Origin of the sequence: Nitratidesulfovibrio sp. (assembly GCF_040373385.1) — a bacterium.
GTDB lineage: Bacteria > Desulfobacterota > Desulfovibrionia > Desulfovibrionales > Desulfovibrionaceae > Cupidesulfovibrio.
Window position 1 is genome coordinate 87,362 of the sequence record NZ_JBDXXH010000007.1, and the last position, 12,226, is coordinate 99,587.

General features: G+C 63.0%; 9 protein-coding genes. 5 read left to right on the forward strand and 4 right to left on the reverse strand.

Going from position 1 to position 12,226, the window contains the following annotated elements:
* Positions 1 to 425: 425 nt before the first annotated feature.
* Both carB and purF read left to right on the forward strand, forming a co-directional pair.
* Entirely contained in the window at positions 426 to 3,662 is a 3,237-nt protein-coding gene (gene carB, locus ABWO17_RS12665) for a carbamoyl-phosphate synthase large subunit (protein WP_353119077.1), read from the forward strand.
* Between the two features lie 199 nt (positions 3,663 to 3,861).
* Positions 3,862 to 5,265, forward strand: a complete 1,404-nt coding sequence (purF, locus tag ABWO17_RS12670) for an amidophosphoribosyltransferase (protein ID WP_353119078.1) — start codon at positions 3,862 to 3,864, stop codon at positions 5,263 to 5,265.
* Between the two features lie 129 nt (positions 5,266 to 5,394).
* Here purF and ABWO17_RS12675 read toward each other — a convergent pair whose 3' ends face one another.
* Entirely contained in the window at positions 5,395 to 5,949 is a 555-nt protein-coding gene (locus ABWO17_RS12675; RefSeq protein ID WP_353119080.1) for a hypothetical protein, read from the reverse strand.
* Positions 5,906 to 6,943, reverse strand: a complete 1,038-nt coding sequence (locus tag ABWO17_RS12680; RefSeq protein WP_353119082.1) for a hypothetical protein — start codon at positions 6,941 to 6,943, stop codon at positions 5,906 to 5,908. The genes ABWO17_RS12675 and ABWO17_RS12680 overlap by 44 nt, the downstream gene beginning before the upstream one ends.
* Positions 6,944 to 7,265: 322 nt before the next feature.
* Between ABWO17_RS12680 and ABWO17_RS12685 the strand changes: the two genes are divergently transcribed.
* The 3 genes from ABWO17_RS12685 (at position 7,266) to ABWO17_RS12695 (ending at position 9,727) form a co-directional block, all read left to right on the forward strand.
* The gene (locus tag ABWO17_RS12685) at positions 7,266 to 8,267 is read left to right on the forward strand and encodes a KpsF/GutQ family sugar-phosphate isomerase (RefSeq protein WP_353119084.1); all 1,002 of its coding nucleotides are present in this window, start codon (positions 7,266 to 7,268) and stop codon (positions 8,265 to 8,267) included.
* 75 nt (positions 8,268 to 8,342) lie between these two features.
* Positions 8,343 to 8,870, forward strand: coding sequence for an acyl-CoA thioesterase (locus ABWO17_RS12690; RefSeq protein WP_353119086.1), 528 nt, complete (start codon positions 8,343 to 8,345; stop codon positions 8,868 to 8,870).
* A gap of 419 nt (positions 8,871 to 9,289) precedes the next feature.
* A complete protein-coding gene (locus ABWO17_RS12695; protein WP_353119088.1) occupies positions 9,290 to 9,727 on the forward strand; it encodes a DsrE family protein in 438 nt (145 codons plus the stop codon).
* 126 nt (positions 9,728 to 9,853) lie between these two features.
* On the opposite strand, the gene ABWO17_RS12700 is transcribed toward ABWO17_RS12695, so the two are convergent.
* Complete coding sequence (locus ABWO17_RS12700; protein WP_353119090.1) at positions 9,854 to 10,228, reverse strand: hypothetical protein; 375 nt, start codon at positions 10,226 to 10,228, stop codon at positions 9,854 to 9,856.
* A gap of 314 nt (positions 10,229 to 10,542) precedes the next feature.
* Positions 10,543 to 12,009, reverse strand: coding sequence for a cyclic 2,3-diphosphoglycerate synthase (locus ABWO17_RS12705; RefSeq protein ID WP_353119092.1), 1,467 nt, complete (start codon positions 12,007 to 12,009; stop codon positions 10,543 to 10,545).
* Positions 12,010 to 12,226 lie beyond the last annotated feature (217 nt).

A 12,226-nucleotide genomic window follows, 5' to 3' on the forward strand; every position in this document is an offset into this window, starting at 1 on the left:
CACGGCGGTGGACAGACCGTGCCGTGATTGTGGCGCGCGGGGCGGCTCCGCCCGCGAATCGCGCACGGCGGCAAGGGGTTCCGGAAGGTGCGGGCGGGCTGTGCGGGGGTGGGACCGCGTGCTGGCCCCACCTGCGCCGACAAGGGAAACATGCCCCCCGCTTTCCCATCAATGTCAAAAAGCGGCGGTCTGCCCCCTTCACCACCCCGCGAGCGTCTTGCCAAGCGAGGGGTCGCGCGATATAAGAGCCAGATTGCTGACGGAGCGTGGGTTCATTCTTGCGTGTTCCGTAACAATCGCGGGTGGATGGCCGTTCCCCCGCGCCTCGCCGCGCCGGAACGCCCCGCACACTCCTCCCGCCTTTGACCCGGCAGCCCTCTTCTTTCCCGCCCCTGCGGGGCAACCCTGTTACCAGACAGAGTCCAATGCCCAAACGCACCGATTTGAAGCGGATCATGGTCATCGGTTCCGGCCCGATCGTCATCGGGCAGGCGTGCGAATTCGACTATTCCGGCACGCAGGCCGTGAAGGCCCTGAAGGAAGAAGGCTACGAGGTGGTGTTGGTCAACTCCAACCCCGCCACCATCATGACCGACCCCGGTCTTGCCGACCGCACCTACATCGAACCCATCGAGCCGGAAACGGTTGCCGCCATCATCCGCAAGGAACGGCCCGACGCGCTGCTGCCCACCCTGGGCGGCCAGACCGGCCTGAACACCGCACTGGCCCTTGCCGCCATGGGCGTGCTGGACGAATGCGGCGTCGAACTCATCGGGGCCAACAAGCAGGTCATCGAAAAGGCGGAAAGCCGCGAACTGTTCCGCGAGGCCATGGCCAACATCGGCCTGAAGGTGCCCGCCAGCGGCATTGCCCGCACCATGGAAGACGTGCGCCGCCTGGGCACCGAAATGCCCTTCCCGCTGATCATCCGCCCCGCCTTCACCATGGGCGGCACCGGCGGCGGCATCGCCTACAACATGGAGGACCTGGAAGAGATCGCCGCGCGCGGTCTTGCCGCCTCCATCAAGGACGAGGTGATGATCGAGCAGTCGGTGCTGGGCTGGAAGGAATTCGAGATGGAGGTGATGCGCGACAAGGCCGACAACTGCGTCATCATCTGCTCCATCGAGAACTTCGACGCCATGGGCGTGCACACGGGCGATTCCATCACCGTGGCCCCGGCGCAGACCCTGACCGACGTCGAGTACCAGATGATGCGCGATGCCTCCATCGCCATCATGCGCGAAATCGGCGTGGAAACGGGCGGCTCCAACGTGCAGTTCGGCATCAACCCGGTGAACGGCGACATGGTGGTCATTGAAATGAACCCCCGCGTGTCGCGTTCGTCCGCGCTGGCCTCCAAGGCCACCGGGTTCCCCATTGCCAAGATCGCGGCCAAGCTGGCCGTGGGCTACACGCTGGACGAAATTCCCAACGACATCACCCGCGAGACGATGGCCAGCTTCGAGCCGTCCATCGACTACTGCGTCACCAAGATTCCGCGCTTCACCTTCGAGAAGTTCCCCGGCGCCAAGGACGAGCTGACCACCTCGATGAAGAGCGTGGGCGAGGCCATGTCCATCGGCCGCACCTTCAAGGAATCGTTGCAGAAGGGCCTGCGCTCGCTGGAAGTGGGCGCGCCCGGCCTTGGTTCCGCCTTCCGCTGCAAGGGTCCGGAGCGCGAGGACATCATGCGCAAGCTGCGCACGCCCAATTCGCGCCGCATCTTCTACGTGCGCCACGCCATGCTCGACGGCATGACCGTGGAGGAAATCCACGAGGCCACCGCCATCGACCCGTGGTTCCTGCGCCAGATGAAGGACCTGATCGACATGGAAGCCGAGCTGCGCGACTTTGCCTTGGGCAACGCCATGACCGTGGAGAACGCGGAACTGGTGGCCCTGATGCGCCGCGCCAAGGAATACGGCTTTTCCGACCGTCAGCTGGCCGAAATGTGGAAGCGCCCCGAATCGGACGTGCGCACCCTGCGCAAGGCCATGGGCATCGTGCCCACCTACTATCTGGTGGACACCTGCGCCAGCGAGTTCGAGGCGTACACCCCGTACTACTACTCCACCTACGAGACCGGCCATGAAGTGGCCGTGGAAGACCGCAAGAAGGTCATCATTCTGGGTGGCGGGCCCAACCGCATCGGCCAGGGCATCGAGTTCGACTACTGCTGCTGCCACGCATCCTTCGCGCTGAAGGAAATGGGCGTGCAGGCCATCATGGTCAACTCCAACCCCGAAACGGTATCGACGGACTATGACACCTCCGACCGCCTGTACTTCGAGCCGCTGACCTACGAGGATGTCATGAACATCATCGAGGCGGAGAAGCCCGACGGGGTGGTGGTGCAGTTCGGCGGGCAGACCCCGCTGAACCTGGCCGTGCCGCTGATGCGCGCGGGCGTGCCCATTCTTGGCACCTCGCCCGATTCCATTGACCGCGCCGAAGACCGCGAACGCTTCCAGGCCCTGTTGCAGAAGCTGGGCCTGCGCCAGCCCGCCAACGCCACGGTCATGTCCCTGCCGGAGGCGCGCTGCGCCGCAGCCCGCATCGGCTACCCGACGGTGGTGCGGCCCAGCTACGTGCTGGGGGGCCGGGCCATGGAGATCGTGTACGACGAGGAACAACTGGCAGAATACTTCGCCAATTCGGTGGGTGAAAAGCCCAAGCACCCCATCCTCATCGACAAGTTTCTGGAAAGCGCCATCGAGGTGGACGTGGACGCCCTGTCCGACGGCACCGACGTGTACGTGGCGGGCATCATGGAACACATCGAGGAGGCGGGCATCCACTCCGGCGACTCTGCCTGCGTCATTCCGCCGCACACCCTGCCCGAGGCCATCGTCAACGAGATTGCCCGGCAGACCGTGGAACTGGCGCGCGAACTGCGCGTGGTGGGCCTGATGAACATCCAGTTCGCGGTCAAGGATGGCCTTATCTACATCCTTGAAGTGAACCCCCGCGCCTCGCGCACCGCGCCCTTCGTGTCGAAAGCCACGGCGGTGCCCCTGCCGCGCCTGGCTACCCAGATCATGCTGGGCGCCACGCTGAAGGAACTGGACCCGTGGTCCATGCGCCGCACCGGCTACTTCTCGGTGAAGGAATCGGTGTTCCCGTTCAACCGCTTCCCGGGGGTGGACATTCTGCTCGGCCCCGAAATGCGGTCCACGGGCGAGGTGATGGGTATTGCCTCCAGCTTCGAGGAAGCCTATCTGAAGGGCCAGCTTGCCGGTGGGCAGCGCCTGCCGCAGGGCGGCAAGATCTTCATCTCCGTCAACGACCGGGACAAGCTGCTGATTACGGAAGTGGCCAGCATGTTTGCCGACCTTGGCTTCGAGGTGCTGGCCACCAGCGGCACCGCCAAGCTGCTGCGCGAAGGCGGCGTGCCCGCCACCGCAGTGCACAAGGTATACGAGGGGCGGCCCAACATCGTGGACTTCATCAAGAACGGCGATATCGCCCTGGTGCTCAACACCGCCTCGGGCAAGCGCACCGTGCAGGATTCCAAGTCCATCCGGCAGGCCACGCTGATGTACGGGGTGCCCTACAGCACCACGGTATCCGGGGCCAAGGCCATCGCGCAGGCCATACGGGCCAGCCGCTGCTGCGGGGTGAACGTGAAGAGTTTGCAGGAATACTACGGAACCAACTAGAAGACCGACAAGGACCGGGCCTCAGGCCCGGTCCTGCGCTTTGGGGCCACGCGCACTGTGGCGAACGCCTGCTGAACGCCAGGCAAGGCCAGACGAGCGTTGTCGAGCGTTGACGAATGTTGACGAGTGGCTGGCGCATGACTGGCGCACGACATGACCACAATGGGCGCGTAACGGACCGTCTGCATCGAGGTAGAGCATGATCAAGCATTACTGCGGCATCTTCGGCATCTACAACCACGTCGAAGCGGCGCGCATGGCATACTTCGGCCTGTACGCCCTGCAACATCGCGGGCAGGAAAGCGCGGGCATCGTCACCTGGGACGGCCAGAAGCTGCGCGAGCACCGGGGCATGGGCCTGGTGCCCGACGTGTTCAACGAACGGCACCTGGGCAAGGAGCTGAAGGGCAACATCGCCGTCGGCCACATCCGCTATTCCACCACCGGGGCCTCGCTCATCCGCAACGCCCAGCCATTTCTGGTGCGCTTCAAGGGGATGGAAATCGCCATCGCGCACAACGGCAACCTGACCAACACGGTGGAACTGCGCGACGAACTGGAGCGCAAGGGGTCCATCTTCCAGACCTCCATCGACAGCGAAGTGTTCGTGCATCTCATTGCGCACAACATGAACGGCAAATCCTTCGAGGAAGCCGTCATGGCCGCGTGCAAGCGGGTGCAGGGCGCGTATTCGCTGATCATCCTCGCCAACGACAAGCTCATCGCCATGCGCGACCCGAACGGCATGCGCCCGCTGGCCCTGGGCCGTCTGGCCGGTTCGCCGGTGCTGGCGTCCGAAACCTGCGCCTTCGACCTGATGGAGGCGGAATTCATCCGCCCGCTGGACCCCGGCGAAATGCTGGTCATCGAAGGCAACAGCGTGAAAAGCTACAGCCTGCTCGACGAGGGCAACAAGCCCCCGGTGCGCCAGTGCATCTTCGAACTGGTCTACTTCGCCCGGCCCGACTCCATCGTGTTCGGCGAAGACGTGTACCAGTGCCGCAAGGAGATGGGCCGCCAACTGGCCATGGAATCGGCCCCGGACGTGGACTTCATCATGCCGTTCCCCGATTCGGGCATCTACTGTGCGGTGGGCTTTGCCCAGCAGTCGGGCCTGCCGTACGAGCACGCCATGATCCGTAACCACTACGTGGGGCGTACGTTCATCCAGCCCTCGCAGGACATGCGCGACTTTGGCGTGCAGGTGAAGATCAACCCGGTCAAGAGCATGATCCGGGGCAAGCGCATCTGCATCGTGGACGATTCCATCGTGCGCGGCACCACCATCCGCACCCGCGTGAAGAAGCTGCGAGAACTGGGGGCCAAGGAAGTGCACTTCCGCGTCAGCTGCCCGCCCATCAAGCACCCCTGCTTCTACGGCATCGACTTTTCGTCCAAGGGCGAACTGATCGCGGCCAACCACTCCATTGCCGAGATCGAGCGGTTCATCGGGCTGGATTCGCTGCACTACCTGTCCATCGACGGGCTGCTGCGTTCCGTGTCCCACCCCGAAAACTACTGCCTGGCCTGCTTTACCGGCGACTACCCCATCCCCTGCGCGGGCGGTGGGTGCAGCCGGGCGTGTCTGGAAGTGAGCGATTAGGCGGGAAATGTTCGATGGGTGCTTTTAGCAGCGGCAAGTGATCTATTTCCGCGATGGTTTGGGGCTTGTTCGTAAATAACGCGGGTCATTGCTGGCCCGCGTTATTTGTGATGGTTCCAATTTGTGGGGCTATGGTTTTTTGTCTGTTGTTGTGTAGCGTTGAATGTTGTCTTTATATCGTTCGCTGCAATTGCCTTTTTCGATAGATGCTTCTGTTTGTGTTTTAAATATGTCGAATGGTTGTAAGGCGAGGAGTAGTGTGTATATTTGTATTGCTGTAGCTACGCATAGCGATGCAAATGACAGCCCTCTTAATTCAGGGGCATAGAGAATTGAAAGAGGAAATTTTTTTATAAATGGAACTATTAGTGGAATTGTGAGTGAATATGTTATGATATAGAGTGATGATGTGATGGGTTTGAAAAGTTTGCATGTGAGATCTTGTGCATTTTTTTGGCTATCTCCTTGTGAGTGTACCATCGGAAATAGAACGGCAAGCCATGCGCCAACAACGCCAAATATGAGAACAGACGTCTGCCTGAGTGTATCGAAGGATTGAAGTTGCTTGGAGAATGGTGTCCCTTCGCCGTAGGTGTAACCTGCGACGAAGATGAGGATCAGGCCGACCCGCATGAATAATTTAAGTATTGTTGGGAGGATACGCACTGCGGATGATCCGTTCACGATTGGCTTCTAAGGCAGTTAAGAGGGAACCAGCGCTTACGACGCCCTGTTCATTTAAATGAACATTAAGGTTGATTTCACCCTTTGCCAAGCACTTGCCTAACCATTCAATTTCACTTGAATGCCCACGAATTCTGAATCCTACGTCATTGCTTCCGCTGTTGCCCCTTAGCTCTTCCCATTCGGTGATGATGGCCTCAAGTTCATCTTCTGTAGGGGTGTACGCAAATTCAGTGTCTAGCGCGACTTCGCTCTCCATTATTGATTTAGTGCGCATGCCTATTTTTTCGAGCAAGGCTTGCCATAGTGCGGTGTCGTCAACTTTTATCTGTGGGGTAAGGGTCGTCCTCTGTATTATTTTTGTAATAAAGGGGCGCTGGGCTTTGATTGCTTCGATTTTTCCGGGGAGTCGGAGTCTTTTTGTTGAAAAAGAAGGACGTAGTGTTTTTGAATCTTCAAATGTTGTGCCATATTTTGTTGTTTTTTCACCAAGATCATCTGTTATCTCGATTACATATGGTGAAAATCGCCTGAGATAGCAGTCAACATATTTGCAAAAAGCTGCTTGGCCGTTGTTTGACCTTTCAAATCTGATGGTTGCAAGAATATTTTTTTCAGGGAGTATCCAGAAATATGTTTCATGACCTGCAATATATCCAGCTGGGAAGTTTGACGTCTTGACATCTGATGTCCCAACTTCCGCAAGTCCATTTATCGCTGAAACTTGCCCGTCAGTTGTTGGTGTTGCATTCCATGTTGTAAGCACAATGCTGTTTGATTTTTCTATTTCGTAACAATATACGTTGTATTCATCAGAGTCTTCTTCTGGTTGGAATGTGGCAGTTTCGTATATATTTTTTCTAGATTTTATCCAATTGAAAATAGCTTCAAAAGCCAATGGAGTTGATGCTAATGTGAGTACTTTGTTCCTATACGTATAATATCCACATTCTGTGATATTATAAAACAAAAATTTAGCAGTTTTCTGTGTCATCGCAATGTCCCATTGTGTCGTGTTGTGGTAGGCGGTAGGAATGATGCTCGTGATGTTGCAGCACACGCGGGGGAGTAGTTGTTTTGCTATTAGCGAAGCGGTCTTGTTTTATTGATCGTAGGTATTGGCTTGGGGAGCTTTGAAGGCAGGTTTTTAGGTGTTTTTGAACATTAAAATTAGATTTTGCAATATTTATTTTTATTGCCCCTGACAGGAGACCGTCGAATTCGTGGTCCCAGTTGACCCGCCTCGCGTTTCGGGGGAAGAGAAGGACGCCGCGCCCAGCGCGGCATATCCGCAACATCCACAGGATTTCCACGGCATGAGCGATTGCACCTGCGGCGAACGCCGCACAGACTGGATACCCCTCGGGCGCGACGTGCTCGATATCGAAATAGAAGGCCTGACGGCGGTACGCGACAGGCTTGGCCCCTCGTTCGAGGCGGCCTTGGCGTTGCTGGCGGGCTGCCGGGGCCGCGTGGTGGTCACCGGGCTTGGCAAGTCGGGTCTTGTGGGCCGCAAGCTGGCCGCCACCCTGTCTTCCACCGGCACCCCGGCGTTCTTCCTGCACCCGGTGGAAGGCGCCCACGGCGACATGGGCAGCCTGCGGGCGGAAGACGTGGTCATCGCCATCTCCAATTCCGGCGAGACGGACGAACTGAACGCCATCCTGCCCAGCCTGCGGGCCATCGGCACGGCCATCATCGCCATGACCGGCAAGGCGCAGTCCACGCTTGGCCGCGCCGCCGACGTGGTGCTGGATTCCGGCGTCCCGCGCGAGGCGTGCCCCCACAACCTTGCCCCCACGGCCTCCACCACGGCGGTGCTGGCCCTGGGCGATGCCTTGGCGGTGTGTCTCATCCACTGGAAATCGTTCACCGAAAACGACTTTCTGCGCTACCACCCCGGCGGCTCGCTGGGCCAGCGTCTGCGCCTGCGCGTGCAGGAACTGATGCACACCACCGGCATTCCGGTCACCCAGGACGACGTGGGCCAGGAAGAGGCCGTGCGCGTGCTGGACAAGGGCGGCTTTGGCGCGGTGGCCGTGGTGGACGGCAGCGGCAGGCTGATGGGGATACTTACCGACGGCGACGTGCGCCGCGCCGTGATCAAGGGCGACTATGCCCCGCGCACCCCGGTGACGGCCATCATGACCCGCAACCCGCGCAGCGCCCGCAGCGATCAATCGGTGGCGGAACTGCTGGACATCATGGAACAGAAGGCCATCACCGTGCTGCCCATCGTGGACGACGCGCACCGCCTGCTGGGGCTCATCCACCTGCACGATCTGCTGGGCAAGGGCGGCGTGAGTTTTGCCGGATAGGCCCGGCGCGTACCCCGCACCTTGCGTTTGCGCACCCCGCGTTTCGTCACTCCAATACCCCCCGGAGCCAGCCGCATGACCGCCAAGCGCGTGCAAGACAGCGAAGTGGTGATGACCCACCGCCCCCTGCCGGAGGACGCCAACCCGGCGGGCAACGTGCATGGCGGGGTCATCCTGAAGCACATCGACCTGGCCGGGGCCGTGGCCGCCATGCGCCACTGCCGCACCGCCGTGGTGACGGCCTCCATCGACCGCATGGACTTTCGCGCGCCGGTGCACGTGGGTGAACTGATGCAGCTTAAGGCCAGCGTGAACCTTGCCGGGGGCACCTCCATGGAGGTGGGCGTGCGGGTGGAGGCGGAAAACCTGCTGACCGGCGAATCGCGCCACGCTGCATCCGCCTATTTGACCTTCGTGTCCATGGGGCCGGACCGCAAGCCTGTGCCCGTGCCGGAACTGCTGCTGGAAACCCCCGCCCAGCACCGCCGCAACCGCGAGGCGCAGCGCCGCCGCGAGCAGCGGCGCGACGAGCGCAAACGCGAAAGGGCCGATCAGGAAGCGCTGGCCACGGCCACCGTGGAAGAGGTGGAACAGTACTACTGACGGGCGGTCCGCTCCCGTGGATGCCGCCATGCGGACCACGCGCCGGGTTCCCTTGCCGTGTCGTCGCGGCGGCGACCGATGGCCGCATCTGGTCGCATCTGGCCGCGTCCGAACACGCCCCGTAACCCCCCCCGTACCCCCCGGTCATTCTCGGTCACATTCGCGCATATCCAGCAAAATGCGGCCCGTGGTTTTGCACCACGGGCCGTCGTGTTTCCGGCGTTGGCCGTCGTTCGCCGTGGTAGTGGCAGCCCTGGGCGTTCGCCTCTGCCGCCTGCCTGCCACGGGTGCGCGGCATGCGATGCCGCATCACACCATGATAACACTGGCCTTCGGCGCGCAGGGCGGGGTATGGTGCAAGGGTATATCCGCGTCTGCGTTACCCGCGGGGCGGCAGGCTCCACCCCTTAGGAGGTATCATGCGATACGGGCGATGGTTGGCCGCACTGGCCGCGTGGCTGTTCCTGCTTTCGGCGGGCCTGCCCGCGCACGCCGCCCCGGCGGCGGAAGACAAGGACGCCCCCCTGTTCATCAACCTGACCAGCGACGAGGGCCACCGCACCCTGATGGCCATCGGTTACGGGAGCAGCCAGTTGCAGCGTGGCCACCCGCTGACGCTGTTCCTCAACGACCGGGCCGTGGTGCTGGCCGCCAAGGGCAACGAGGCCAGGTATCAGGAACAGCAACGCATGCTGGCCAAACTGGTGGACAGCGGGGCCACGGTGTACGTGTGCCCCATGTGCATGAAGCAGTACGGCGTCCAGCAGGCCGACCTGCTGCCGGGGCTGGTCACCAGTACGCCGGACCTGACCGGCGCGGCGCTGTTCCGGGAAAACACCCGCACCCTGTCGTGGTAGTGCCGGGCGCCTGCGCCCGCGTGAAAAGAAAGACGAGGGGGGATGCCGTGGGCGCGGCGTCCCCCCTTTTTGTCACGGGAAGGACGGCTGCGTGGCGGCGGGGGGCGGAGCGGGCGCGGGCCGGTGTCAGGCCGGGCGGGTGGACCGGGATGGGTGCAGGCGTTGGGGCTGCGCGGGGACTGGAGTGCGGGGGGAGGACGAGCGGCAAGGAGGGCGGCCCTGCGTGGGCGAGCCCTGGTGCCGTTGGTGCAAGCCGTCCGCCATGATCCATGCGGCAGCCGCCATCAGGCACGCGGCGAGCAGCCACAGCGTGGCCGGAACGGAAGGCGCGTCGGTGGACAGCATGTGCACCAACGGACGCAGCAGATGCTCCACGGCGGCGGCACCGGCGGCGGGGCCGTTGGCCGTCGCGTCAGGTGCGGCCCCGGCGATCCGCGTGGCAAGGCCGGACAGCAAACCGGAGAGCACGGCGGACAGGAAACCGACAGGGAAGCCGGACATGGGAACCCCCGCCCATCAGGCTGAATGCTGGTGGGGCTTGTCCCATATCTAGGCAGCGGATGCTACGGCCGCGTGGCGGCGGGGTGACGATCCCGTGGCTGTCCGCACCAGCCCGTACCCGCCTGGCTTGGCTCGAACCCGCCTGGCTCGGCCCGGATTCGCAAGGGCAGTGCTGGCCGGTGATGGCCGGTGATGCGCACTGAGCACCGACGGGAATCGGTACGGGTCCATCCGGCCCGACAGGCTCTGACGGGTGGAAGGTGCGCAATCACTCAGGGCGGGGCGTCCGTAGGGTGCCCCGTTTCGTCAATGCCTCAGGGCCGCGCGTCCAGCAGTTCCAGCACGGTGTCCGCCAGTCCGGCCCTGGTCTCCGGGTCAGGCCGGTCACGATAGGTGTAGCGCACCCGCAGCCATGGCCGGTCGATGCGGATCAGCCGGTCAAGCCGCACCGGCGTGCCCAGCAGCACGAGGTCGCACGGGGTGGCGTTGATGGTGGCCTCCAGGTCGTCCAGTTGCCTGCGCGAATAGCCCATGGCGGGCAAGGCCTTGCCCAGGTGCGGGTAGGTGCGGAAGACCTCCTTCAGCGTTCCCTGCGCGTACGGGCGCGGATCGGCGATGCGCCCCGCGCGGTGCATGTGCGCCGCCGCCTGGGCCGCACCGAAGGGCAGGCCGCCGTGCGTCAGGGTGGGGCCGTCTTCCACCAGCAGCACCCACGCCCGGCGGATGGTGCCGGGGTCGTCCACCTCCACCACGGAATCGGCCAGCAGTACCCGCGCGCGGGGATTGGCGGCGGCGATGTTGGCGCGCACCGTGGCCACCTGTTCCGGCGTGGCCGTTGCCACCTTGTTGATCACGGCCACGTGGCACATGCGCAGGTTGGTCTCGCCGGGGTGGTAGGTCAGTTCGTGCCCGGCGCGCAGCGGGTCCAGCACGGTCAGATGCACGTCGGGGCGAAAGAAGGGGGTGTCGTTGTTGCCGCCGTCCCACAGCAGCACGTCGGCCTCGGCCTGCGCTGCCGCAAGGATGCGCGCGTAGTCCACCCCGGCGAACACGGTGATGCCCGCGTCCACCAGATGCTCGTATTCCTCGCGCTCTTCCACCGTGCAGTCGGCGGCGTCCATGTCCGCGTGGCTGGCAAAGCGCTGCACCGCCTGCCGTTCCAGGTCGCCGTAGGGCATGGGGTGGCGCACCACGACAGGGCGGATGCCCCGCGCAAGGAAGGCCGCGCACAGGTGCCGGGTGACCGGCGACTTGCCGCAGCCGGTGCGCACGGCGGTGACGGCCACCACGGGCTTGTCCGCACGCAGCATGGTGGCGGCGGGCGACAGCAGGCGAAAGTCTGCCCCGGCGGCCAGCGCCTGCGAGGCGGCGTGCATGACGGCGGTGTGCGACATGTCGCTGTATGAAAAGATCACCTCGTGCACGTGGTTGTCGCGGCACAAGGCCGTCAGCTCTCGTTCGGCCAGGATGGGCACCCCGTCCGGGTAGCGCGGCCCGGCCAGGGCCGCCGGGTAGCAGCGCCCGTCGATATTCGGAATCTGGGCGGCGGTGAAGGCCACCACGTGCACGGCGGGGTCGTTGCGCAGCAGCACGTTGAAGTTGTGAAAGTCTCGCCCGGCGGCACCCATGATCACCACGTTGCGCACCCCGACACCGTCGGCGGGCACGGGCGCGCGGCAGGTTGCGGCCCGTTCGCCGGAGTGGGCGAAGCGGGCGGAGTGGCCGGATTGTCCGGATTGGTCGGAGTGGGGGGGATTGGCGGCGCGGGATGATCTGGTCATGCGGCGGGCCTCCTGTGGTGGCGGTGCGGCGCAGGGGGGAAAGCGGGCAATGACTCCGGGGGGTATTGGGGGGGGTATCCCCCATATGTGTATGGGGAATATTCCCCATGCTATGGCAGGGTATCTGGGCGGCGTCAACCCGTGGGGGGGCGTCCGCCGGGCTTGCGAAGTGCTGCTGCGCAGGGCTGTGAAACGGCGCGGCACCTTGCCGCGCCGG